This window comes from Nocardia sp. NPDC056000, from assembly GCF_042269265.1.
Classification (GTDB): domain Bacteria; phylum Actinomycetota; class Actinomycetes; order Mycobacteriales; family Mycobacteriaceae; genus Nocardia.
Genome location: NZ_JBHJXS010000002.1, coordinates 250,638 through 273,758, shown reverse-complemented (window position 1 = coordinate 273,758; position 23,121 = coordinate 250,638). Strand labels below are relative to the sequence as shown.

The 23,121-nt window shown below is 67.1% G+C and carries 20 protein-coding genes and 1 tRNA gene; 12 read left to right on the top strand and 9 right to left on the bottom strand.

Going from position 1 to position 23,121, the window contains the following annotated elements; genetic code table 11:
- The first annotated feature begins 282 nt into the window (after window positions 1–282).
- The 6 genes from ACFC4D_RS06340 to phoU all read left to right on the top strand — a co-directional run bounded on the left by ACFC4D_RS06340 (window position 283) and on the right by phoU (window position 7,114).
- A tRNA-Lys gene (locus ACFC4D_RS06340) sits at window positions 283–355 on the top strand.
- Between the two features lie 154 nt (window positions 356–509).
- On the top strand, window positions 510–1,109 hold the full coding sequence (locus ACFC4D_RS06335; protein ID WP_364641580.1) for a DUF937 domain-containing protein: 600 nt from the start codon (window positions 510–512) through the stop codon (window positions 1,107–1,109).
- A 208-nt stretch (window positions 1,110–1,317) separates the two neighbouring features.
- Complete coding sequence (locus ACFC4D_RS06330; RefSeq protein WP_364641583.1) at window positions 1,318–2,289, top strand: acyl-ACP desaturase; 972 nt, start codon at window positions 1,318–1,320, stop codon at window positions 2,287–2,289.
- A 227-nt stretch (window positions 2,290–2,516) separates the two neighbouring features.
- On the top strand, window positions 2,517–3,668 hold the full coding sequence (gene dusB / locus ACFC4D_RS06325; RefSeq protein WP_376062008.1) for a tRNA dihydrouridine synthase DusB: 1,152 nt from the start codon (window positions 2,517–2,519) through the stop codon (window positions 3,666–3,668).
- 352 nt (window positions 3,669–4,020) lie between these two features.
- Window positions 4,021–6,333, top strand: coding sequence for an LCP family protein (locus ACFC4D_RS06320; RefSeq protein WP_376062007.1), 2,313 nt, complete (start codon window positions 4,021–4,023; stop codon window positions 6,331–6,333).
- 109 nt (window positions 6,334–6,442) lie between these two features.
- Window positions 6,443–7,114, top strand: a complete 672-nt coding sequence (gene phoU / locus ACFC4D_RS06315; protein ID WP_375962691.1) for a phosphate signaling complex protein PhoU — start codon at window positions 6,443–6,445, stop codon at window positions 7,112–7,114.
- Between the two features lie 81 nt (window positions 7,115–7,195).
- On the opposite strand, the gene ACFC4D_RS06310 is transcribed toward phoU, so the two are convergent.
- The 7 genes from ACFC4D_RS06310 to ACFC4D_RS06280 all read right to left on the bottom strand — a co-directional run bounded on the left by ACFC4D_RS06310 (window position 7,196) and on the right by ACFC4D_RS06280 (window position 14,906).
- Window positions 7,196–8,821: an MFS transporter gene (locus ACFC4D_RS06310; protein WP_375962688.1), complete on the bottom strand. Its 1,626-nt coding sequence runs from the start codon at window positions 8,819–8,821 to the stop codon at window positions 7,196–7,198.
- 260 nt (window positions 8,822–9,081) lie between these two features.
- Entirely contained in the window at window positions 9,082–9,858 is a 777-nt protein-coding gene (pstB, locus tag ACFC4D_RS06305) for a phosphate ABC transporter ATP-binding protein PstB (protein WP_067568414.1), read from the bottom strand.
- Window positions 9,859–9,875: 17 nt separating this feature from the next.
- Window positions 9,876–10,775, bottom strand: a complete 900-nt coding sequence (gene pstA / locus ACFC4D_RS06300; protein WP_364641596.1) for a phosphate ABC transporter permease PstA — start codon at window positions 10,773–10,775, stop codon at window positions 9,876–9,878.
- On the bottom strand, window positions 10,772–11,740 hold the full coding sequence (gene pstC, locus ACFC4D_RS06295) for a phosphate ABC transporter permease subunit PstC (protein WP_375963894.1): 969 nt from the start codon (window positions 11,738–11,740) through the stop codon (window positions 10,772–10,774). The genes pstA and pstC overlap by 4 nt, the downstream gene beginning before the upstream one ends.
- A 128-nt stretch (window positions 11,741–11,868) precedes the next feature.
- Complete coding sequence (gene pstS, locus ACFC4D_RS06290) at window positions 11,869–12,996, bottom strand: phosphate ABC transporter substrate-binding protein PstS (RefSeq protein ID WP_375962685.1); 1,128 nt, start codon at window positions 12,994–12,996, stop codon at window positions 11,869–11,871.
- Window positions 12,997–13,248: 252 nt separating this feature from the next.
- Complete coding sequence (gene mshD, locus ACFC4D_RS06285) at window positions 13,249–14,145, bottom strand: mycothiol synthase (protein ID WP_376062006.1); 897 nt, start codon at window positions 14,143–14,145, stop codon at window positions 13,249–13,251.
- On the bottom strand, window positions 14,145–14,906 hold the full coding sequence (locus ACFC4D_RS06280; RefSeq protein ID WP_364641604.1) for a response regulator transcription factor: 762 nt from the start codon (window positions 14,904–14,906) through the stop codon (window positions 14,145–14,147). The genes mshD and ACFC4D_RS06280 overlap by 1 nt, the downstream gene beginning before the upstream one ends.
- A gap of 261 nt (window positions 14,907–15,167) precedes the next feature.
- Here ACFC4D_RS06280 and ACFC4D_RS06275 point away from each other — a divergent pair, with 261 nt between their 5' ends.
- The 6 genes from ACFC4D_RS06275 (at window position 15,168) to ACFC4D_RS06250 (ending at window position 19,269) form a co-directional block, all read left to right on the top strand.
- A complete protein-coding gene (locus ACFC4D_RS06275; RefSeq protein ID WP_364641607.1) occupies window positions 15,168–16,010 on the top strand; it encodes an LmeA family phospholipid-binding protein in 843 nt (280 codons plus the stop codon).
- Complete coding sequence (locus ACFC4D_RS06270) at window positions 16,007–16,453, top strand: thioredoxin family protein (RefSeq protein ID WP_376062005.1); 447 nt, start codon at window positions 16,007–16,009, stop codon at window positions 16,451–16,453. The genes ACFC4D_RS06275 and ACFC4D_RS06270 overlap by 4 nt, the downstream gene beginning before the upstream one ends.
- Window positions 16,454–16,710: 257 nt before the next feature.
- The gene (locus ACFC4D_RS06265) at window positions 16,711–17,196 is read left to right on the top strand and encodes a DUF4395 domain-containing protein (protein ID WP_376062004.1); all 486 of its coding nucleotides are present in this window, start codon (window positions 16,711–16,713) and stop codon (window positions 17,194–17,196) included.
- A gap of 27 nt (window positions 17,197–17,223) precedes the next feature.
- Complete coding sequence (locus ACFC4D_RS06260; RefSeq protein ID WP_364641616.1) at window positions 17,224–18,057, top strand: sulfurtransferase; 834 nt, start codon at window positions 17,224–17,226, stop codon at window positions 18,055–18,057.
- A gap of 6 nt (window positions 18,058–18,063) precedes the next feature.
- Window positions 18,064–18,369 carry a DUF1416 domain-containing protein gene (locus ACFC4D_RS06255; protein ID WP_067568422.1) on the top strand — a complete coding sequence of 102 codons (306 nt, stop codon included), beginning with the start codon at window positions 18,064–18,066 and terminating at the stop codon, window positions 18,367–18,369.
- A 216-nt stretch (window positions 18,370–18,585) separates the two neighbouring features.
- Window positions 18,586–19,269, top strand: coding sequence for an FABP family protein (locus ACFC4D_RS06250; RefSeq protein WP_375962673.1), 684 nt, complete (start codon window positions 18,586–18,588; stop codon window positions 19,267–19,269).
- A gap of 299 nt (window positions 19,270–19,568) precedes the next feature.
- Here ACFC4D_RS06250 and ACFC4D_RS06245 read toward each other — a convergent pair whose 3' ends face one another.
- On the bottom strand, window positions 19,569–21,215 hold the full coding sequence (locus ACFC4D_RS06245) for an ATP-binding cassette domain-containing protein (protein ID WP_376062003.1): 1,647 nt from the start codon (window positions 21,213–21,215) through the stop codon (window positions 19,569–19,571).
- Window positions 21,212–23,092: a thiol reductant ABC exporter subunit CydD gene (gene cydD, locus ACFC4D_RS06240; RefSeq protein ID WP_376062002.1), complete on the bottom strand. Its 1,881-nt coding sequence runs from the start codon at window positions 23,090–23,092 to the stop codon at window positions 21,212–21,214. Before cydD ends, ACFC4D_RS06245 begins: the two co-directional genes overlap by 4 nt.
- Window positions 23,093–23,121 lie beyond the last annotated feature (29 nt).

The following is a 23,121-nucleotide window of genomic DNA, read 5'->3' as shown; positions in this document are numbered from 1 at the left end:
AAACTGGGGGATCGGCACATTCAGTCACCCCTTTGGCGCACCCGGTCACCCGACCACGAGACTCACGCGAACCCGGCAACGACACGACACTCCGGCGAACCGGCCACGCGCGCACCGCGCTCCGGACACCCGCCCGAGCGGACCACCCCCGCCGCAGCGCCCGGCGACACCACCGACACACGCGGGGCCAACTGCCGTGACCAGCGCAAATGCCGTCCGGCAGCACACAATTGGATACTCATTTAACACTTGCGGGGTCAACCTACTAAAGTGATCGACCGCGCCCCTATAGCTCAGTTGGTAGAGCTACGGACTTTTAATCCGCAGGTCGCAGGTTCGAGCCCTGCTGGGGGCACAGTTTGTCCCATATGGGACACAGTTGCCGAGGGGTCCGGGATACTACTTTCGGGCCCCTCGCCACTCGGCGAATCCGTGGCAATCTGTCCGGATTTCGCCTACCGTGACCCCCGTAGGGCTTTTCCGGGATGCCAACACCACAGGCGGAGTTCATGACTTCCTTCGATGACCTGCTCTCCAACGTGCCCGTCGCACAGATCGCCGACAAGCTCGGAGTCGACGAGGCGACCGCCACCACAGCGATCAACGCGGCCATTCCGGTCCTCCTCGGCGGATTCCAGGCACAGGCCGGCAACCCCGACGAGGGCCTCAATCTGGAAGGCGAAGTCGCCAACCAGCCGCACGGACTACTCGACGGCGGCGTCGATATCGACAAGGTCGACGTCGACAACGGCAGCCAGATCGTCGACCAGACCTTCGGCGCCGAGAAGAACACCGTCATCAGCGCCCTCGGAAACGTGGGCGGCGGCAACGCCCAGGACCTGATGGCCAAACTCCTCCCCCTGCTCGCCCCCATCGTCTTGGCCTACCTTGGTAAGAAGGCAATGGGCGGTGGCGGCGCGGCCACCGGTGGCGGCGAGACCGCTGCCGCAGGTAGCGGCGGTATCGGCGACATCCTCGGCAGCCTGCTCGGCGGCGCCACCGGCGGTAAGGGCGGTGGCGGACTCGGGGACATCCTCGGCAAGGCCGTCGGCCAGAACGCCGGCAATGTGCTCGGCAATGTGCTGGGCGGACTGCTCGGCAAGAAGTGAGTTCGCACCGAGACACGATGTGCGGCTAACGAACTGCGGCTCACGGCGATAGACAGGGCGCCGTGGGCCGTTGTCATATGACATCTCTCACTGACCCCGCAATGGCACTCGCATGAGTTTCACATCACCATACGGTGCCGTAAGGTATGGGCCGCGGCGGCAGGCCGGCGAGGGTAGACAGCTTGATCGCGATACGAAGGGCATATACATGGCAAAGGATCTGACTCAACTCGAGCTACTGACGGAGTTGGAGCCGGTTGCCGCGGAGAACGTAGATCGGCACCTCTCCCTGGCCAAGGAATGGCATCCGCACGACTACGTGCCGTGGGACGAGGGCCGCAACTTCGCCGCCATGGGCGGCCAGGACTGGGATCCGTCGCAGTCCAGGCTGAGCGAGCTCGCCAGGGCGTCCATGATCACCAACCTGCTCACCGAGGACAACCTCCCGTCCTACCACCGGGAAATCGCAGAGAACTTCTCCCAGGACGGTGCCTGGGGCACCTGGGTCGGCCGCTGGACCGCCGAGGAGAACCGGCACGGCATCGTCATGCGCGACTACCTCGTCACCACGCGCGCCGTCGACCCGGTCGCCCTCGAAGAAGCCCGCATGATCCACATGACCAACGGCTTCGCCTCCCCCGCGCAGGTCAACCAGGACGACGCCGGATTCCTGTACTCGGTCGCGTACGTGACCTTCCAGGAACTCGCCACCCGCGTCTCGCACCGCAACACCGGGCGCGTCTGCGACGACCCGATCGCCGACCGCATGCTGCAGCGCATCGCGGCCGACGAGAACCTGCACATGATCTTCTACCGCAACATGTGCGGTGCGGCGCTTGACCTTTCGCCGGACCAGACCCTCGAGGCCATCACCCTCATCCTGGAGAACTTCCAGATGCCGGGCGCGGGCATGCCCAACTTCCGCCGCAACGGCGTGCTGATGGCCAAGCACGGCATCTACGACCTGCGCCAGCACCTCGAAGAGGTCGTGAACCCGGTCCTGAAGAAGTGGCGCATCTTCGAGCGCGACGACTTCACCACCCGCGGCGAGGAGACCCGCGAACGTCTCGGCCTCTTCCTGGAGAAGCTCGGCAAGGACGTCCTCAAGTTCGAGGAACAGCGCGACCGCATGCTCGCCCGCGAAGCCGCCAAGGCCGAAAAGGCAATGGCAAGCCTGTGAGGCGCAGTGGGGGCTCCGCCCCCACACCCCCGACCGAAGGGGAACGCTGACGCGAGGTCTTGGGGGCTGCGCCCCCAAACCCCCGCAGCGGCGCAAAGCGATTGGCCCACTTTTCTTCACGCCCGGCCTCTCGCGACGTCCAGTCGCGAGGGGCCGTTTGCCTGTCAGAGCCCGCTTGCGGGGGATGTGATCCGGGGCACGCGGGGGTGGGTGAGACACTGGTGGGCGTGACGACCTCGATCGAAGCCTCCAAGTCCACGCTGCGGATCGGACCGTATCCGGTCGATCCGGCGGTCGTGCTGGCGCCGATGGCGGGGATCACCAATGTCGCCTTCCGGACGCTGTGCCGGGAATTCGGCAGTGCCACTTCCATTTACGTGTGCGAGATGATCACCGCCCGCGCGGTGGTGGAGCGTAATGAGAAGACGCTGCACATGATGTCGTTCGGGGCGGACGAGAGCCCGCGGTCGATGCAGCTGTACGCCGTCGATCCCAAGACCGTCGGCGAGGCCGTGAAGGTCATCGTCGGCGAGGGGTGGGCGGACCACATCGATCTGAACCTCGGCTGCCCGGTGCCCAAGGTGACCCGGCTCGGGGGTGGGGCGGCGCTGCCGTACAAGCGGCGACTGTTCCAGGACATCGTCAAGGCGATGGTGTCGGCGGCCGAACCGGCCGGGGTGCCGATCACGGTGAAATTCCGGATCGGGATCGACGATGAGCACCACACCTTCCTCGATACCGGGCGGATCGCCGAGGCCGAAGGCGCGGCCGCCGTCGCGCTACACGCGCGCACCGCCGCGCAGCGCTACTCCGGTGAGGCCGACTGGACCGCGATCGCACGGCTCAAGGAAGCCGTCACCACCATCCCGGTGCTCGGCAACGGGGATATCTTCAGCGCCGACGACGCCCTGCGCATGATGGCCGAAACCGGCTGCGACGGCGTCGTCGTCGGACGCGGATGCCTCGGCCGCCCTTGGCTTTTCGCGGAACTGCAGGCCGCGCTGCGCGGTGAGCCGCTGCCCGCGCCGCCGAATCTGGGCCGGGTCGGGGAAATCCTGCGCAGGCATACCGAACTGCTCGTCGCACACGACGGCGAGGACAAGGCCATGCGCGATATCCGCAAGCATATGGCCTGGTACCTGATGGGCTTCCCGATCGGCGGGGATCTGCGCCGCGGCTTCGCCACGGTCGGCAGCATGAATCAGCTGAACGACCTGATCGGGCAGCTCGACGTGAATGCGCCATTCCCCAAGGACGCCGAAGGCCCGCGCGGCCGCCAGGGTTCGCCCGGCAAGGTGGCGCTGCCCGACGGCTGGCTCGATGATCCAGAGGATCCGACCGTCCCCTGCGCCGCGGACGTCATGCACAGCGGCGGCTGACCCGCCCGAGCGGCCGGAATGCCCGCCGACGGCCATCGAGAACGGCCTCGGCGCGCACGGCACGCGGCGGCACCTCCCGGCGCGAGCAGCGCTCGCCCCGGACTGCGATGTCGTAACGCCCGCCGAGTCGGACGCCGCGTTTCGGAATGAATCGCCCGGTCCCTGGCAGAATTCCGCGAATGCTCGCAGCACCGCCGCTGCGGTCGACTCGCCGAACTCCGCGCCGCGGAAACCGGGCGCGGCGGATTTATGGCGGAATGCGGTACACACGGTCGATCGGCGTTCGAGTGGTCGACCGTGGCGGAATCGTTATCATGGCGGTCGGCATCGAAAAGCAAAGTGAGGTTCGTTGGTGGGTGACGATCGGTACGGGCGTACGCCACGGCCCGGAGGTCGCGCCCCGTGGGAGCGCTATCCCGCGGACGACGACGCCCAACCACGCGCCTCCCGGCGGTCCAGGCATAACGACAATCCGGACCCCGGCTCCGCGCCCATCTCGGTGCAGGACCTCGTCGAACGCGTCGACAGCGAACGCAAATCCCGCCGTCGCCGCCGCAAGGACGATGACGACGCACAGCATCCCGCTGATCCGGCCACTCGCCGCCCGCCCGCCGACAGCACCGGAGCCCGCCGCGCGGTAGCACCCGACAGCGCCGCCACCCGGCGGGAACCCCCCGCCCCCAACGGTTCTCAGCGCGGCGCCAACGGCGATACCGGCGCCCGCTATCCCGTCACCCCGGATCCGGCCGCCCCCAACGGTTCCCGGCACGGCACCGAGGCCACCGGCTCCGGGCGCACCGTACGGCCGAATCCGCCGGGCGGCGCGCACACCGCACCCGGCGGCACCGGCGCACAGCGCGCCGTACCCTCGAACACACCGGGCGGCACCGGATCTCAGCGCGCGGTAGCGCCGAACGCCAATGCCGCCGACGGACTGCGTCGCGTCGCCACCCCCGCCGATAACGCGCGCCGGGGCGCGAACGGCCGCATCGACCCGACCGCGGATCCCGTCACCGAAGAACTACCCGCACTCACCGAACCGCCCCGGGCCGAACGCAAGAGCAAGAAACTGCGCGCCCCCGCCCCGGTCGAATCGCCCGCCGACTATCCGACCACCGCGCTGCCCACCGCGGTCGGGCCGAAACCGCTCTCCCCCGGACGCCGTCGCCGCAATCGGCGACTGCACCTGGCCGGGCGCAGCGCGCTCGCCCTGTTCGCCGTCATCGCCATGCTCATTACCGGCGGCGGCTGGAGCTACCTCAAAGCCAAGGACAGCAACTTCACCCAGGTCTCCGCGCTCGACAACGACTCCCCCGACGTCGTCGACGCCGATGCGCAATACGGTGACGAGAACTTCCTCATCGTCGGCACCGACACCCGCGCGGGCGCGAATTCCCAACTGGGCGCGGGCAATACCGAGGACGCCGAAGGCGCGCGCTCGGACACCGTCATGCTGGTGAACATTCCCGCCAACCGGCAGCGCGTGGTCGCGGTCTCCTTCCCGCGCGACCTGGACGTCACCCGACCGGTCTGCGAAGGCTGGAACAACGACAAGGGCGCCTACACCGGCGAGAGCTTCCCGTCCGCCATCGGCGACAAGCTCAATGCCGTGTACGCGCTCGGCGGGCCGAAATGCCTGACCAAGGTCATCCAGAAAATGTCCGGCCTGAAGATCAACCACTTCGTCGGCATCGACTTCGCGGGCTTCGAAACCATGGTGGACACCATCGGCGGCGTCGAGGTCTGCAGCACCAAACCACTGGTCGACGAAATCCTCGGCACCGTACTCACCACCCCCGGTAAGCAGGTCGTGAACGGTTCCACCGCACTCGATTACGTGCGCGCCCGGCACGTGGTCGGCGAGGAACGCAGCGACTACGACCGCATCAACCGGCAGCAGCGCTTCCTGTCCTCACTGCTGCGCGGGGCGCTGTCCAGCAAGGTGCTTTTCGATCCGGGCAAGCTGAACGGCTTCATCAACGCGTTCGCCCAGCACTCGTTCATGGACAACGTCACAACCAAGGATCTGCTCATGCTCGGGCGGTCCATGCAGAAGATGCAGGCCGGTGCGATCACCTTCCTGACCGCGCCGACGGCGGGAACCACGTCCTACGGCAATGAGATTCCGCGCGAATCCGATATCAAGGCCATCTTCCGCGCGGTCATCGACGATCAGCCGCTGCCCGGTGAGAAGAAGACCGATCCGGCCACCACCACCAGCGAGGCCCCGGCCGCCAAGCCGAAACTGACCGCGGTCGATCCGTCCACGGTCTCGCTGCAGGTGTCCAACGGTTCCGGCGTCTCGGGCGTGGCCTCCACGGCCGCGACCAAACTCGCGAACCAGGGCTTCCAGATCTACAGCACCGGCAATTACGCCGACGGCACCGCGGCCAAGACCATCGTGCGCTACTCCAGCGGACACGAGGCGGCCGCCGCCACCGTCGCCAGCTCGTTGCCGGGCGCGAGTCTCGAGCCCGCGACCGGACTCGGCAGCATCGTCGAAGTCGTGCTCGGATCGGACTACGCGGGTAGCGTGAAAGCGCCCACCGCGTTCGGCCAGCCGCTGGCCGACACACCCACCGACTCCGGCGGGGCGAGTGCGGCTCCGGTCACACTGCCGTCCGACCTGGAACACGTCAACGCCGCCGACGACACCTGCAAGTAGCGTCGCCGGCACGGCTCGGACGTGCGGCGACCGCGCCGGAACGGACCGGCACCGATGATTCACCCACCGTTGGTGACTTGGTCAGCGGGTACCACTAGTGTCTTGACTCATGCGTGTCATCTACAACGAACAAATGGCCGAGCTCGCCGATCTACTCGGCGGCATGGCGGGGCTTGCCGGATCGGCGATGGAGCGGGCCACCAACTCGCTGCTGAACGCCGACCTCGAGCTCGCGGAGCAGGTGATCACCGAATACGACCGCATCGCCGAGATGATCCAGCTGGCCGAGGAGAAGGCGTTCGCGCTGCTCGCCCTGCAGGCCCCCGTTGCGGGTGATTTGCGGCAGGTCGTCAGCGCCATCCAGATCGTCGCCGACGTGAACCGGATGGGCGCGCTCGCCCTGCACGTCGCCAAGATGACCCGCCGGCGCTTCCCCAATCACGCCGTGCCCGAGGCCGTCAACAGCTACTTCGCCGAAATGGGGCGAATCGCCGTCAAGATGGGCGCCACCGCCAAGGAGGTGCTGGAGACCCGCGATCCCGAGCGGGCCGCCAAGCTCACCGACGACGATGAGGCGATGGATGATCTGCGCAAGCACATCTTCACGCTGATCATGGACCGCGACTGGCAGTTCGGCGTGGCTGCTGCGGTCGATGTCGCGCTGCTGGGCCGCTACTACGAGCGCTTCGCCGACCACGCCGTCGAGATCGGGCGTCGCGTGGTGTTCCTGGTGACCGGCGTACTGCCGCCGGACCCGGACTCGGAAAAAGAAAGCATCTGAACAACTCTCGTAGGCGCTCGGGGATAAACCCCTGAACCCCTACGGCGCCCGCACACGACACGGTGCGGGCGCTGAGTTGTATCAGGACCGCTGATCCACGGATTCCTCTGCGGGGGTATCGGTTTCGCGCCAGCCGAGCAGGACCGAGGGGCCGCGTTCCGGCTTCCAGGGCAGCGCTACGGCCACGATGAGGGCCGCTACCACCAAGGTGCCCACGGCGACATAGGACGCGGCTGTCGCGCCGTCCAGGGCCGCCACCTTCATGGCGTGCACCAGATCCATCTTCGCCTGTGCCAGTAGCGGATTCACGGGGGCCTTGACGATCTCCAGGACGCTGATGGGCGTATTGCTGGCCAGTTCCTTCTGCTGCGGAGTCATGATCTGGCCGGGAATCGCGGCGATCTTGCCGCCGACATTGTGCGTGTACACCGAGGTCATGATCGAACCGAGCAGGGCCACGCCCAGTGCGCCGCCCACCTCACGCGTGGTGTCGTTGACCGCCGAGCCCGCGCCCGCCTCCTCCAAAGGCACCGAGCCCATGATGGATTCGGTCGCCGGACCCTGAACCACCGCGAACCCCAAGCCCATCAGGATCATGGACACCACAACCGGTCCCACATAGGCGGTGTCGACGGTGGTGCGGCCCGCCAGGTACATGGCCGCGGCGAGAATCAGCAGGCCGCCCACCACCATGGCGGTGGTGCCGAAACGCTGCGCCAGCATGGTCGCGATCGGCGCGCCGAAACCGACGGCGATCGCGAAAGGCAGTGAGTGGATGCCGAATTCGAGCGGCGTCAGCTCCTTCACACCCTGGAAGTACTGGGTGATCAGGAACAGGAAGCCGAACGCGGCGAAATAGGAAACCGTGATCGCCAGCGACGGCAGCGCGAAACGGCGATTGCGGAACAGCCGCATATTCAGCACCGGCGTCGCCACCCGCAGCTCCCAGCCCACGAACACCGCCAGCGCGATAATCGAAAGCAGGTATCCCGCAAGGCTTTGCGCGGACAGCCAGCCGTGCTTGGGCGCCTCGATGATCGACCACACCAGCGCCGTTACACCCGCGAGGGACAGCACGATGCCGATGCGATCGAGCTTATCCACATGCGCCGCACGCGATTCCGGCACCGTGATCAACACCGCCGCGATGGCGACCAGCGCCACCGGCACATTGATCCAGAACACCGAATGCCAGGAGAAGTACTGCAGCAGCCAGCCGCCGACGGTCGGGCCGATGGCGACGGCGATACCGGCCATGGCGGTCCAGGCCGCGATGGCCGCGGCGCGCTCGCGCGGATTGGTGAAGATATTGATCAGCAGGGCCAGCGTCGCCGGGAAGACCACGGCCGCGAATACGCCCATCCCCGCGCGGGCGGCGATGACCTGCCCCAGCCCCGAGGACAGGGCGCCCGCCGCCGACATGGCCGCCACACCGGTCAGGCCGATGATCATGAACTTGCGCCGCCCGTACCGATCGCCGAGATGACCCATGGCGAGCAGCAGTCCCGAGAACGCCAGCGTGAACGCGTCCACAATCCACTGCAGACCGCTCATATCGGCCTGCAGCTGCACCGCCATCGACGGCAGCGCCACATTCACCAGCGTGTTGTCCAGCACCACAAGCAGTTCCGCCAGGCAGATGGCAACGAGCGCCGCTATGCGCGCCCGTCTGCTCAACTCCCCGGCCGCGGTTCCCCGGCTCGCCATTGAAACAGTCACCCCACACCTCCAACTAGACCGATCGGTTTACCACCTCAGACTAGATGTAACTCACAGTTGCACACAATCCTCCACGCCCCATATGACGCAGCCCACAAGCGCGCTACCGCGCGCACAAACAAAAGCCGCCCCCGTTCCTTGCGGAACGGGGGCGGCAACACATCCGATCGGAGCGGGGGCTTCCCACCCCATTCATGCCTGTGGCCCCGTTCCGACAGGAACGGGCCACGAGACCTACAGAGAGGGGTTTAGCCGAAGCGGCCCGAGATGTAGTCCTCGGTGGACTTCTGGGACGGGTTGGAGAAGATCTTCTCCGTCTCGTCGATCTCGATGAGCTTGCCGGGCTTGCCCTGGGCTTCGAGGTTGAAGAAGGCGGTCTGGTCGCTCACGCGGGCGGCCTGCTGCATGTTGTGTGTGACGATGACGATCGTGAACTCCTTCTTCAGCTCGGAGATCAGATCCTCGATCGCGAGCGTGGAGATGGGGTCCAGGGCCGAGCAGGGCTCGTCCATGAGCAGCACATCGGGCGAGATGGCGATCGCGCGGGCAATGCACAGACGCTGCTGCTGACCACCGGAGAGGCCGCCGCCGGGCTTGTCGAGCCGGTCCTTGACCTCGTTCCAGAGGTTGGCGCCGCGCAGCGAGCGCTCGGCCACCTCTTCGAGCTCCTTCTTGCCGCGCACGCCCTGCAGCTTGAGCCCGGCCACCACATTGTCGCGAATGGACATGGTGGGGAACGGGTTCGGCCGCTGGAACACCATGCCGATGGTGCGCCGCACGCCCACCGGATCGATGGTGGCGCCGTAGATGTCCTCACCGTCGAGCAGCACCGCGCCTTCGACGCGGGCGCTCGGGGTCACCTCGTGCATGCGGTTCAGCGCACGCAGCACGGTGGACTTACCGCAGCCGGACGGGCCGATGAAGGCGGTCACGCTGCGCGGCAGCACGGTCAGCGAAACATCGGAGACCGCATGGAATTTGCCATAGTAGATATTGAGATCTTTGACGTCGATCCGCTTGGCCATCAGTCTTTTCCGTTCCTCTATCGGTTCCGCGTCAGCAGCTTGTTGACCGCCGCAGCGGCGAGGTACAGCAGCGCGATGATCAGGATCAGGGTCAGGGCGGCGCCCCACACCCGTGCGCGTCCGGCGGGTTCCGGGTTGGCCAGCTCCTGGTAGATCATCAGCGGCAGCGAGGCCATATTGCCGTCGAACAGGTTCTGGTTGATCGACTTCGAGTAGCCGACCAGCACCAGCACCGGCGCGGTCTCACCCATGACGCGGGCGATCGAGAGCAGGATGCCGGAGATCATGCCGGGCGCCGCGGTCGGAACCACAATGCGCAGAATGGTTTTCCACTTCGGAATGCCGAGAGCGTATGAGGCTTCCCGCAATTCGTCGGGAACCAGCTTGAGCATCTCCTCGGTACTGCGCACCACCACCGGCAGCATGAGCAGCACCAGGGCCAGCGCCACCGCGAAAGCACTCTGCGGCGCACCGAAAGTGGCGATCCACAGCGCGAAGATGAACAGCGCGGCCACGATCGAGGGCACACCCGCGAGGATGTCGACCATGAAGGTGGTGGTCTTGGCCAGCCAGCCGCGACCGTATTCCACCAGGTAGATGGCGGCCATGATGCCCAGCGGCACAGCGATTATCGCCGCCATGGCCGACTGCACGATGGTGCCGTAGATGGCGTGGTAGACACCGCCCGCGTACTGCTCGGGCAGCACGCCCTTCTGGGACTTGGTCCACCAGTCGATGGAAGCGACCGCGTCCCAGCCTCTTTCGATGACGGTGTACAGCACCCACAGCAGCGGCACCAGCGCGATGGCGAAGCAACCCCAGACGATGCCGGTGGCCAGCCCGTTCTTGATGCGGCGGCCGGTGCTGACATGCCGGAAGGTCGGGGCCTTGATCGGCTTGTCGAGTGTGGTGGTCATCCGTTCACCTTCCCGCCTGCGACGAGCCGAGCGAGCGCGTTGACCACGAAGGTCAGTGCGAACAACACGAAACCGGCGGCGATATAGGCGCCGGTCGGCAGCTTGGAGCTGAATTCCGAAGCGGCGGAAGCGATCTTGGAGGCGAAGGTGTAGCCGCCGTCGAACAGCGACCAGCCGCCCGCCTTGGCCGAGGTGCGCAGCACCACGAGCACGGCGATGGTCTCACCGAGCGCACGGCCCAGGCCGAGCATGGAGCCCGCGATCACACCGGAGCGGCCGTACGGCAGCACCGTCATGCGCACGACCTCCCACTTGGTGGCCCCGAGCGCCTGCGCCGCCTCGATGTGCGAGAGCGGCGTCAGGCCGAACACCTCACGACTCACCGAGGTGATGATCGGCAGGATCATCACCGCCAGCACCACGCCGGCGGTGAAGATGGTGCCGGCGTACGTGCTGAGATTCCCGTCCGAGAACAGGAAGAACCAGCCGAGATGTTCGTTCAGGAAGCGCTGGAGCGGCTCGATTTTCGGAGCCAGCACCAGCACGCCCCAGAGACCGAAGACGATCGAAGGCACCGCGGCGAGCAGGTCGACGACCGTGGAGAACGGCCGGGCCAGCGCCTTGGGCGCGTACTGCGTCAGGAACAACGCGATACCGACGCCGATCGGCACGGCGATCACCAGCGCCATCACCGCGCTCAGCACCGTGACCATGAACAGGTCCTTGATGCCGAAGCGCAGATTGTCCGCGTTCGAGGTGTTGAACTCGGAGCTGGTGAAGAAGTTCGCCTTGTTCGCCAGCACCGAGGGCACCGCGCGAATCAGCAGGAACAGCGCGATCAACGCGATGGCCGCGACGATCACCCCGCCGGCGGTGGTGGCCGCCGAACGGAAAATGAACTCCGCCCCGTACTTACTGGGCGCTTTACGCCCCGCGGCCGGCTTGGTGCTGGGTTCGGTCGGCATGAGCGCAGTATCCCCCGGCAGCTGGGCACGGTCCTCGCGCGGGTCGGTCGTCACCGACAGGCCCGCCGAGGCTGTTTCGTCGTGCACGGTCATGGTGCTTCTTCGATCAGTCGGTGGCGATCAGTCGATCAGGAAATGGCGGCGATCGCGGTGGTCAGCTTGGTCTTGAACGCATCCGGGATCGGCACGTAGCCGGCATCCGCGAGGCCGTTCTGACCGTTGCCGACGGCCGAGGTCAGGAACGCCTTGACAGCCTTGGCGGTGTCGGCGTCGCTGTACTTCGAGCAGACGATCTCGTAGGTGGCCAGCATGATCGGGTAGGCGCCACCGGTGGTGGGCTTGTAGATCGAGCTGTTGTCCAGCACCAGGTCGTTGCCCTGGCCGGAGATCTTGACGCTGTCGATCGCCTTACCGGCGGTCGCGGAGGTCAGCTCGACCGGCTTCGGGTCGTTCGAGGTGGCGGTGGTCAGGATGCGCGCCACCGACAGGCTCTGCGACTTCGCGAACGCCCACTCGTTGTAGGTGATCGAGAACGGGGTGGACTTGATGGCTGCCGAGGTGCCCTCGTTGCCCTTCGCACCCTCGCCGACGCCGCCGGCGAACGCCTTGCCCGCACCCTTGCCCCAGGCGCCGTCCGACGCGGAGTCCAGGTACTTCTGGAAGTTGTCGGTGGTGCCGGACTCGTCCGAACGGAACAGGACCGCGATCTTGTCCGAGGTCAGCTTGTCGGCCTTACCGGTGTTGAGCGCCTTGATGTGGGCGTCATCCCAGGTGGTGATCTGGCCGTTGAAGATCTTGGCCAGGGTCGGGGCGTCCAGCACCAGGTCGGTCACGCCGGGCACGTTGTAGGTGACGGCGATGGGACCGAAGACGGTCGGCAGGTTCCAGGCCGGGCTGCCACAGCGGGCGGCGGCCTTGTCGGTCTCACCCTTCTTGGCGTCCAGCGGCGAGTCGGAGCCCGCGAAATCGGTCTGGCCGCCGATGAATTCGTTCACACCCGCGCCGGAGCCCGACGAGGTGTAGTCCAGCTTGGCGCCGGAGCAGTTGCCCTCGTAGGCGGCGACGAAGCGGTCCATCGCGTTCTTCTGAGCGGACGAGCCGCTGGCCTTGAGAGCGGTCTTGCCGCCGCAGGCGACGTCGATCTTGGCGACGTTGCCCGTCTGGGCGGAGTTGTCGTCGCTGCCACAGGCGGTCAGCGTCATGGCGCCGGCCGCTGCCAGCACACCGATCAAGGCGCTGCTGCGCTTGAGATTCACTTGGTTCCTCCGCGAATCACGGTTTGCACGCCCAACCCCTCAACGGTCGGACGGGCACATGTGGCGGCTGTTCGCTGCGAACTAGCGCACCGGGCAGCTGAGTGCTGCCCACAAGCAACGTAAGTGCCATCGGTGGCCAGTTGGACCTGGGTAGGTGAACGCCAGATGAACAACCCGGCGCGATTCCGCTGCACGATATGTGACATTTGCCGCATCGTTGCCCAAGGCCCCGCTCAGCGGGACGAAGTGCGGTCAGGACGCCGTGGTGTAAGCCACATCGATATGCGCGGGCGTGAAACCGAGCTTCGTATAGGTATTGACCGCGGCGGTGTTGTCGGCCTCGGTGTAGAGCAGCACCGCGCCGAGACCGCGCTCGCGCAGATGACGCAGCCCGGCCAGGGTGAGCAGGCGGCCGAGACCGCGACCCTGCGCTTTCGGATCGACGCCGACGACGTAGACCTCACCGATCGCGGGTGTCTCGTCGAAATGCACCTTGGTCCAATGAAAACCGAGGATGCGATCCGGTTCGGCCGGATCGAAGGCCAGGAACAGTCCCGCGGGATCGAACCAGGACTCGGCGCGGCGAGCGGCGATATCGCGCTCGGTCCAGCCGCCCTGTTCCGGATGCCAGCTGAAGGCGGCATTGTTGACGCGCAGGATCTCCGCATCATCGGAAGGCCCCGCGTAGGTCCGCAATTCCAGGCCCTCGGGCACCGTCAGTTCCGGTAGCTCGGAGTTAGCCAGATCACGGCGCATCTGCCAGAGTTCCCGCGCCACAACCAATCCGAGACGCTGTGCGACGGCCTGTGCGGCGGGCAGATTCCCATGCGCCCAGACCCGCGCTCCGGGCCCGCCGGACTCCAGCGCACCGGCCACCAGACTCGCGCCCAGCCCCTGCCGCCGGAACCGCGGATCGACCGCGACCTCGGCCATGGCGGGGTGTTCACCGTGGGCCGGAACCACATTGGCGTATCCGCCGACCGCGTCGTCCCACTGCTCGACCAGATGCCGCGCCGGGCCATCGGTGCCCAGCGAGAGCACCGCCTGCTCGGACACCGGGGCCACCCCGTCCGCGGCGGTGGCCCGTTCCAGCACTCCTCGCACCTGCTCGGCGGTCTCGAGGGGCAGCCGATCGGTGAAGGAGATCATCAGAAAGTGCCGTTCGCCGAGGTCAATTCGGAATCGTCGGTCCCGTCGGATTCGGGGAAGTTGACCGGGGTCTCTCCCTTGCCGCCGGAGGAACGCGCCGGGCGCACCGCCTTGTAACCGACATTGCGGACCGTGCCGATCAGCGATTCGTATTCGCTGCCCAGCTTGGCGCGCAGGCGTCGCACATGCACGTCCACGGTGCGGGTGCCGCCGAAGAAGTCGTAGCCCCACACCTCCTGCAGCAGCTGCGCGCGGGTGAAGACCCGACCGGCATGCTGCGCAAGGTATTTCAGCAGCTCGAATTCCTTGTAGGTGAGATCGAGCGGGCGACCGCGCAGCCGCGCGGTGTAGGTGCCCTCGTCGATCACCAGCTCGCCCAGGGTGATCTTGCCCGTGTTCTCCGGGCTCGCCACCCCGCCGTTGCGGGCGACCAGCAGTCGAAGCCGGGCATCCAGTTCGGCCGGACCGGTGCCGGGCAGCAGGATGTCGTCCAGCCCCCAGTCCGCGTTCACGGCGACCAGCCCACCCTCGGTGAGTACGGCCACCACCGGCACCGACGAACCGGTGCTGCCCAGCAAACGACACAGGCCGCGTGCGGCGGCCAGATCGGTGCGGGCATCGACCAGCGCCACATCGGCGGAACCGGCCTCGAGCAGGGACGCCACCTCGGTCGGCGCGGGCCGCACGTGATGCGGCAGCAGCGCCAAGGACGGCAGTACCGCCTCGGGGTTGGGGTCGGAGGTCAGCAGGAGCAGCTCCATGGGGGCCCTCCATCCCATCTGGCATGTGCGTGGCAACCGCTCTGTACGCCACGACCTCATGCTGGTTATCACAGGTAAGTCGGTTGCTACATTAGCGTGTCCGAACCGATAGCCACGCAATCCGGGCAGCGTATCCCGCCTCGGCTATCTCAATCTCACACCCGATCACCTCACAATGTGGGATAAAACGCAGCACTTCGGGGGCACGGGATAGACCGCGCTGGCGCGATCCCGTTCGCCGGACCCTATTAAGGTGCAGCTATGGCTTTTCGTCGGGTGATCATCGGGCTGCTCTGTCTGGCAGGGCTGGCCGTCGTACTCGACTTCGGGGTGGCCGCGTATTCGGAGTACCAGGTGTCGCGCATGCTGCGGGACGGATCGAATCTCGGCGCCGACCCGGAGGTCACCTTCCACGGATTCCCGTTCGTGGCACAGGCATTGAACGACGACTTCAAGAATGTCGACATTCGCGCCCGTGCCATGCGGCCCGATATTCCGGGCGAGATCATGGTCGAGGCCAATCTGCGCGATGTGCACATGTCGCTGCGCGATCTGATCAACGGCAAGGTGCGCTCGGTACCGGTGGATCAGGCCGAGGCGCGCATGCGCATCGAACCGGTCGAGCTGGGCCGCCTGTTCAAGATTCCGGATCTGCAGGTGTTCGGCCCGCCCGCCGATAAATCCGATGGCACCGGCGGTTCTGGTGGTTCGGGTATGACCACCGCCGGGGCGATCATCCTGACCGGCACGATTCCGCTGCCCGATGCCGACGCTCCGGTCGTCCCGGGCACCCGCACCAGCGGTGAGACGGTGAGCGTGCTCGCGGATCTGCGCCTGGTCGGCGATCAGGTGCGCATCACCGCCACCGATATCTATCGCGGGGTGGGCGCGGCGAATCAGGGCGATGTCGCCTCGTCGCCCGCGCCGGTGACGCCCGAGAGCGATAAGCCGCGGGTGCTGGCCCTGTTCACGCGCACCATCGATACCCGGGATCTGCCGTTCGGCATTCGCCCGACCAAGGTGGAGGCGAGCGGCGGGCAGATCGTGGTCGAGGGTCGCGGCAGGAATATCACCGTCGATCTGGATCGTTTACAACAGCCATGATCGCGCTGGGCGTCTTGGCAGTCGCGTTGGTCGCCGCCGCGGGCATCGGAATCCTGGTGCGCCGCAATGAGGGCCGGGTGCGGGAGATCGCGCCCGCGCCGAAGTCAGCGCGCGCCGAACTGCTGACGGCGGCGGGCGTGCTCGACGGCCGTCCCACGGTGTTGCATTTCTCCGCCGATTGGTGCGGGCCGTGCGCGGCGGTGCGCCGGGTGGTGGCGAGTGTGGTCGCGGAGCTGGCTGACACTCCCGCGCCGCCGGTGGATCTGGAGCTCGATATCGACGCGAATCCTGATCTTGCCCGCGAGCTGAACGTGCTCTCGCTCCCGACGACTTTCATCTTGGACGCCACCGGACAGGAAAAATTCCGGATCGCCGGTGTTCCTAAATCTGCGGATTTGCGCAGCTCACTGGGGTCTTTGTCGGTTTCCGGAACATCCGAGTGACCAGCATTACGGACCCGGGGTCCAATTTCCCCCGAAAATTGGGTAAACTCCCTCTCGTGCAATCCAACCGCGAGCTGATGCTCACCCGACGCCGCACGGTAGACCTGTGCCGGCTCGGTGGTTGTTGCTGCCTGTGCCGCTAGCCGGTCGGCCTTTCGTTTCCTATCCTCGCGCCGACCGGGTGTGTCCCGCCGTATGAGTGATCTCCGATCCTCCGGCGAAATGACCAATAGACCTCATCGCGCAGGAGTACGCACATGTCGAACCCCAATCCCAGCAGCCCGCCCGCCGGGCAGGTAGATGTTCGCGGCCCGCGTTTCGCCGCCTGGATCACCACCGCCGTACTGGCACTCGTGCTGATCGTCTCGGCGTTCTCGGTGCCCGCCGCCGCGGTACTGCTGGCGGTGCAGGCCGTGGTCTTCGCGCTCGGCGCGGCCAACGGCCCGCGGCGCAGCCCGTACGGTCTGATCTACGGCAAGGTCGTCGCACCCCGCGTCGGCCCGCCCGCCGAGCTGGAACCCGTTGCGCCGCTTCGGTTCGCACAACTCGTCGGCCTGATCTTCGCGGTGCTCGGCGTACTCGGTTTCGTGCTCGGCTCCACCGTGGCTGGCACCATCTTCACCGGTTTCGCGCTGTTCGCGGCCTTCCTGAACGCGGCCTTCGGAATCTGCCTGGGCTGCAAGATCTATCCCCTCGTCTCGCGGTTCAAGACCGCGCCGACCACCCCTACTCCCACCGCCTGACCCGGCACCACCCCCGAAAGGAACAACATGGCTCGCTCCGATGTCCTGGTCTCCGCAGACTGGGTCGAAGAGAACCTGAACACCCCCGGAGTCGTCCTCGTAGAGGTCGACGAGGACACCTCGGCGTACGACCTGGGGCATATCGAGGGCGCTGTCCGTCTCGACTGGAAGAAGGACCTGCAGGATCAGGTCCGTCGCGATTTCGTGAACCGCGAGCAGTTCTCGGATCTGCTCTCGGCGCGCGGCATCGGCAACGATGACACGGTGGTGCTGTACGGCGGCAACAACAACTGGTTCGCGGCGTACGCGTACTGGTACTTCAAGCTCTACGGCCACCAGGACGTGAAGCTGCTCGACGGTGGCCGCAAGAAGTGGGAGCTCGACGGCCGCCCGCTGGTCAAGGATGTCAAGGTGCGCCCGGCGACCGCCTACAAGGCGTCCGAGCAGGATCTGACCATCCGCGCCTTCCGTGACGAGGCCATCCAGGCCATCGGCACCAAGAACCTGGTCGACGTGCGCTCGCCCGACGAGTTCTCCGGCAAGATCCTGGCCCCGGCCCACCTGCCGCAGGAGCAGTCGCAGCGTCCCGGCCACATCCCCGGCGCCATCAACGTGCCGTGGTCCAAGGCCGCGAACGAGGACGGCACCTTCAAGTCCGATGACGAGCTCGCCTCCATCTACAAGGAGGCCGGTCTGGACGGCGAGAAGGAGACCATCGCCTACTGCCGCATCGGCGAGCGTTCCTCGCACACCTGGTTCGTGCTGCAGGAGCTGCTGGGCCACAAGAACGTCAAGAACTACGACGGGAGCTGGACCGAGTACGGCTCCCTCGTCGGTGCACCGATCGAGTTGGGAGCGTAAAGAAATATGTGTGCAGCACCTACCCAGGGACAGGCCATTCCGGCCGGCGTCGACGTCGAGAAGGAGACGGTCATCACCGGCCGCGTCCTGACCGCTGACGGCCAGACCGTCGGTGGCGCGTTCGTGCGCCTGCTGGACGGCAACGGCGATTTCACCGCCGAGGTCGTGGCGTCGGGCACCGGCGATTTCCGCTTCTTCGCCGCGCCGGGCTCGTGGACCATCCGCGCGCTGTCGGCGTCCGGCAACGGCACCACCGAGATCGCGCCCGAGGGCAACGGCATCCACAATGTGGACGTGACCGTCGCCAAGTAAGGCGCCTCGAAAAACCTGAAACGGCCCCGGGATTCGGTTCCCGGGGCCGTTTTTCGTCCGCGCGTCCGCGTTTCGGCAAGGGCCGTTTTCGCGTCGCCGATCCGGTGCTATTAGACTCCGGAGCGTGGTGCTTACCTTCGAGATTCTGCTGGTTCTCGTCTCCGTGCTGATCGCCTGGTTCGGTCTGTACGTCCTCTACCGGCTGTTCACCGAGTCGTGACCGATTCGGCGAGCGAGAACGTCGAAAACGGAACAGCCGAAACACCCTCCGATGCGGTACGCCGCAGCGGCGATCAGGCTGTGGCCGAGGCCGCCGAGCGCGCCAAGGTGACCGGTGTGACGAACATCCCGTCGCTGGATGGCCTGCCGCTCCCGATCGACACCGCCAATCTGCGCCTGGGTCCCGATCTGAGCTCCTCCATGCTCGCGCTGCTGCCCCTGGTGGGCGTGTGGCGCGGTGAGGGCGAGGGCAATGATCCCGAGACCGGCGATTACCGCTTCGGTCAGCAGATCATCGTCTCGCATGACGGCGGCGACTACCTCACCTGGGAAGCGCGTTCCTGGGTCATCAACACCGAGGGCGAATACGCCGGGCCGGATCTGCGCGAGAGCGGTTTCTGGCGCGTCGGCATCGACGGTGACGACGAGGTGCTGGAACTGCTGCTGACGCATTCCACCGGCATCGTCGAACTGTTCTACGGCCAGGCGCTGACCCAATCGTCCTGGGAACTCGCCACCGATGTGGTGATCCGCAGCCAGTCCGGTGTCGTGGTGGGCGGGGCCAAGCGGCTCTACGGCATTGTCGAGGGCGGCGATCTCGGCTACGTCGAGGAGCGCATCGCTCCGGACGGGGCGCTGGAGCCGCGGCTGTCCGCGCGTTTACAGCGCTACGTGGGCTGATTCCCAACCCTTTTCGATTGTCTTCCCTGGAAACAGGAACGACCCCTGAGTCTTATCGCGGATGCAACTCACGCGATCCAGATCGGACAAGATCTGGGACTCAGGGGCCGGGTGACTGCCTGGGATTCGCTCAGCGCTCGCGCTACGAGAATCCGTTGCAGCGGAGGCGCCTAGCTGGCAGCCACCTCACGCGTCCTCGAATTACTCATTATTCGAACCACCTCCTTCCTGTGTACAGACGAAAGTAGTCGGCTGAGCGGGAAGCGGCAACGTATTTTCTCGGACTGCGAAATCGCAGGTCAGTGCTGGTTTGCCGGAATAGAACGATGGATCGATACGGTTGCATTCGCACCGACTTCCACGATCGTGTCGGCGCGCTGGTCCGCCGGAAGCTGATGTGTGACAACCACTACCGTGCGATCCGGGTCCACCAGGCCGCTGTCCCGGTCGAGCAGGCGGCGCAGCAGCTCCGCGCCCGGCTCGGCCTCGAGATGTTCGGTCGGCTCATCGAGCAGCAGTACCTCGGCCGGGGAGAGCAGTGCGCGAGCCAGCAGGATGCGGCGGCGCTGACCACCCGATACGGCGGCCGCACCGCCGACGAGATCGGTGTCCACACCGTCCGGCAGCGAGTCCAGCCACTCCCCCGCGCCGACCGCCCGCAGGGCCTGCTCGGCTTCGGCGGCGGTGATATCGCCGCGCGCGACCCGCAGGTTCTCCAGCACCGTCGTCCCGAAGATGTGCGCGTCCTCGGCGAAGAACGTCACCCCGGCGCGCGGGGTGTCGAACAGTCCGGCCCACGACATGAGCAGCGTGGTCTTACCCGCCCCGCTCGGCCCGACGACGGCGACCCTGCGCCCCTCCGGCAGCGGCGGCAAATCCATTGCCACGGGCCTGGATTCGGCCCGCTCCAGGCGAGCCAGCCGATGCAGCGCGGCCCTGCCGTTGGTCAGCGCCTGCGCCGCCGCGGGCAGTACCGCGACCGCCTCGAACGCCGACAGCGGCACCAGCACCAGCACCGCGAACGCCATGGGCGTGATCCCGCCCCCGGGAATGGCTTGAAAACCCTTGGTGGCCACCACCGGTCCGGTCCCGTACAGCGCGATCCCGATCAGCAGCGCGCCGAGCACGCTGGCCCCGATCGACAGCGGCAGCACCGCCGCCGACCAGGCACTGCGCGCCGCGGCCCGATCCTCGGCGGCTACGGCCCGCTGCCCGGCCCGTGCGGCACTCTCGACGGCCCCGGAAAGCCGTCCCGCGACCCGCAATTCGGGTGCGTGATCCAGCACCGTGAGCGCCTCGGCCGTGAACTCGGTCCGATCCGCCCGCACCGCCACCTCGGCCTCCCGAGCGGCCCGCGCCGACATCCACGGCGCGACAACCCCGGAAATCCCCAGCGCCACAGCCAGAATCACCGCCGCCGGAACCGAAACGAACCCGATCAGCAGCACCGCGAGCGCGGACAGAATCACCGCGACCGCGATCGGCACGAACGCCCGCACCACCACCGCCCCCAGATCATCGATATCGCTCCCGACCCGCCCCAGCAGCTCCCCCCGCCGCAATTGAGTCGGATCCCCATCGCGCCCTTGCGTTTCGGTGGTCCCCGTCCGGCGTGGTCGCCAGATATCGGCGGCCGCGAGCGTGCGATACGTGGTCGTGCGAGCCAGACTCATGGACCGCAGCGCCACATCGTGCGTGGCCAGCCGCTCCAGGTATCGCGCGACCCCCCGCGAAATCCCCAGCGCCCGAACCGTCACCACCGCGATGCTCAAATCCAGCACCGGCGGCATCTGCCAAGCACGGGCAATCAACCACGCGGCCAGCGCGGCCAGCCCGAGCCCACTCCCCAGCGCGGCCACGCCCCAGACGATGGACAGCGCCAGTCGCCCCTTGGACAACTCCAGCAATCCCCGTATCCGCCGAAAGTCGGCCAACGCTGCCCTCATCGCACACCCACTTCCGAATCGGCGAGATCCGCGTCCACGATCAACGCCGCCTCCGACGCGAACTCGAAGCTCGGAGCTCTATCTGCCGAATCAACCACGGATGCTTCAGAACCCGCCGGAACAGTGGCGTGGACGGGGACCACATGGTCGGCGAGGGCGACGATGGCCGGGCGGTGGCCGACGATCACGACGGTGGCTCCGGCCTCGGCGCGGGCCGTCAGCGCGGCGAGTACGCGCTCTTCGGCTTCCGGGTCGAGGTGGGCGGTGGGTTCGTCGAGGAGGAGGATCTGGCGGTCGGCGGCGAGGGTGCGGGTCAGGGCGAGGCGTTGGCGCTGGCCGAGGGACAGGCCGGTGCCGCCGGTGCCGACCAGGGTGTTCCAGCCGTCGGGGAGGTCGGCGAGGACCGTATCGAATCCGGTTGCCCGGCAGACGGCTTCGAGGCGAGCCGGGTCGGCGGGCGGGCCGAGGAGTTCGAGGTTGGCGCGCAGGGTGCCGGGGACCAGGACGGGGCGCTGGGGCAGCCAGGCCAGGTGGGACCACCAGTGGTCGAGGTCCAGGGCGGCGATCGGGGTGCCGTCGATGAGGACGTCACCGGTGTCGGGGGCGATGAGGCCCAGAATCGCTTGCAGGGCTGTCGATTTGCCGCTGCCGTTCGGCCCGGTGAGTACCGTCACCTCGCCGGGAAGCAGGATCGCGGACAGCGCGTCCGGGGCCGAGCCCTGCCGGGCGGCAATGGAAACCTCTCGAATCTCGATGCGGCCGTGCAGCTCTCGCGGAGTCACGGTTCCGGCGGCCGGGCTCGCGTCCCCGCTTCCGGACGAGGGGGCGGGGCTGGCCTCGCGGTCATCGGGTTCGAGGATGGCGAAAGCCTTTTCGGCGGCCGCCATTCCGTCCTGTGCGGCGTGGAAGCGTTCGCCGACCGCGCGGATGGGGAGGTAGACCTCGGGGGCCAGGATCAGGGCGAGGAGTCCGGCGTAGAGGCCCATATCGCCGAAGACCAGGCGCAGGCCGATGGAGACGGCCACCAGCGCCACGCAGAGGGTGGCGAGGGATTCCAGCACCATGGACGACAGGAAGGCCATGCGCAGGGCGGACATGGTGCGCTTGTGCAGGGCGTCTCCGAGTTCGCGAACCCGGTGCTGCATGGTGGCGCGATCAGGTTGCGCGGCGATGGCGTCCGGCGATGCCGTGGCCGCTTCGGAAGTGGCTGCGGTACGGCCGGTTTCGCGGCCCAGGGCGCGCAGGGTGGGCATGCCGGCGAAGAGGTCGAGGAGTTGATCCGACAGGCGGGTGGTGGCGACCAGGGTGTCCCGGGCGCGGCCCTGGGTGAGCAGGCCGATCAGGATCATGAAGATCGGGATCAGCGGCAGGGTGACCAGGATGATCGCGCCGGAGATCCAGTCGTGCAGGACGATGACGGTCAGCACGATCGGCGGGACGAGCAGTGAAAGCAGCAGTGCGGGCAGGTATCCCGCGAGGTAGGCGCGCAGGCCGCTCAGCCCGTTGCCGATCACGACCGCCAATTCGGTTCGGCGGCGCTCCAATTCGCGGGGCGGCAGGTGCGCCCCGGCGGTGAGCACGGCGGTCTCGAGTTCTGCGACCACCTGCGCCCCGGCGCGGTGTGCGAGCCGGGACTGCCACCAGGTGGCGATGACCCGGCACAGCACGGCGGCGGCGAAGATCACCAGTTCCGCTGTCCAGGAACCGATATCGCGCCGTCCCGGTTCGGTGATGACTCCGGCGAGGACCCGCGCCAGGGCGAGTGCCGCGATCACGATGCAGATCGTGGTCGTCAGCGAGAGCCCGACGCTCAGCGCGAGATATGTGCGTGCCGAGCGGGCGTATCGCCACAGGCGCGGGTCTACCGGTCGTGCCATCGGTTCATTCCGTCTTTCGAGAGCGGTTC

What these genes read in the sequence shown, in the direction of transcription:
- ACFC4D_RS06335 (WP_364641580.1), top strand. Translation starts at nt 510, where the DNA reads ATGACTTCCTTCGATGACCTGCTCTCCAACGTGCCCGTCGCACAGATC.
- ACFC4D_RS06330 (WP_364641583.1), top strand. Translation starts at nt 1,318, where the DNA reads ATGGCAAAGGATCTGACTCAACTCGAGCTACTGACGGAGTTGGAGCCG.
- phoU (WP_375962691.1), top strand. Translation starts at nt 6,443, where the DNA reads ATGCGTGTCATCTACAACGAACAAATGGCCGAGCTCGCCGATCTACTC.
- ACFC4D_RS06310 (WP_375962688.1), bottom strand. Translation starts at nt 8,821, where the DNA reads ATGGCGAGCCGGGGAACCGCGGCCGGGGAGTTGAGCAGACGGGCGCGC.
- pstB (WP_067568414.1), bottom strand. Translation starts at nt 9,858, where the DNA reads ATGGCCAAGCGGATCGACGTCAAAGATCTCAATATCTACTATGGCAAA.
- pstA (WP_364641596.1), bottom strand. Translation starts at nt 10,775, where the DNA reads ATGACCACCACACTCGACAAGCCGATCAAGGCCCCGACCTTCCGGCAT.
- pstC (WP_375963894.1), bottom strand. Translation starts at nt 11,740, where the DNA reads ATGCCGACCGAACCCAGCACCAAGCCGGCCGCGGGGCGTAAAGCGCCC.
- mshD (WP_376062006.1), bottom strand. Translation starts at nt 14,145, where the DNA reads ATGATCTCCTTCACCGATCGGCTGCCCCTCGAGACCGCCGAGCAGGTG.
- ACFC4D_RS06280 (WP_364641604.1), bottom strand. Translation starts at nt 14,906, where the DNA reads ATGGAGCTGCTCCTGCTGACCTCCGACCCCAACCCCGAGGCGGTACTG.
- ACFC4D_RS06275 (WP_364641607.1), top strand. Translation starts at nt 15,168, where the DNA reads ATGGCTTTTCGTCGGGTGATCATCGGGCTGCTCTGTCTGGCAGGGCTG.
- ACFC4D_RS06270 (WP_376062005.1), top strand. Translation starts at nt 16,007, where the DNA reads ATGATCGCGCTGGGCGTCTTGGCAGTCGCGTTGGTCGCCGCCGCGGGC.
- ACFC4D_RS06265 (WP_376062004.1), top strand. Translation starts at nt 16,711, where the DNA reads ATGTCGAACCCCAATCCCAGCAGCCCGCCCGCCGGGCAGGTAGATGTT.
- ACFC4D_RS06260 (WP_364641616.1), top strand. Translation starts at nt 17,224, where the DNA reads ATGGCTCGCTCCGATGTCCTGGTCTCCGCAGACTGGGTCGAAGAGAAC.
- ACFC4D_RS06255 (WP_067568422.1), top strand. Translation starts at nt 18,064, where the DNA reads ATGTGTGCAGCACCTACCCAGGGACAGGCCATTCCGGCCGGCGTCGAC.
- ACFC4D_RS06245 (WP_376062003.1), bottom strand. Translation starts at nt 21,215, where the DNA reads ATGAGGGCAGCGTTGGCCGACTTTCGGCGGATACGGGGATTGCTGGAG.
- cydD (WP_376062002.1), bottom strand. Translation starts at nt 23,092, where the DNA reads ATGGCACGACCGGTAGACCCGCGCCTGTGGCGATACGCCCGCTCGGCA.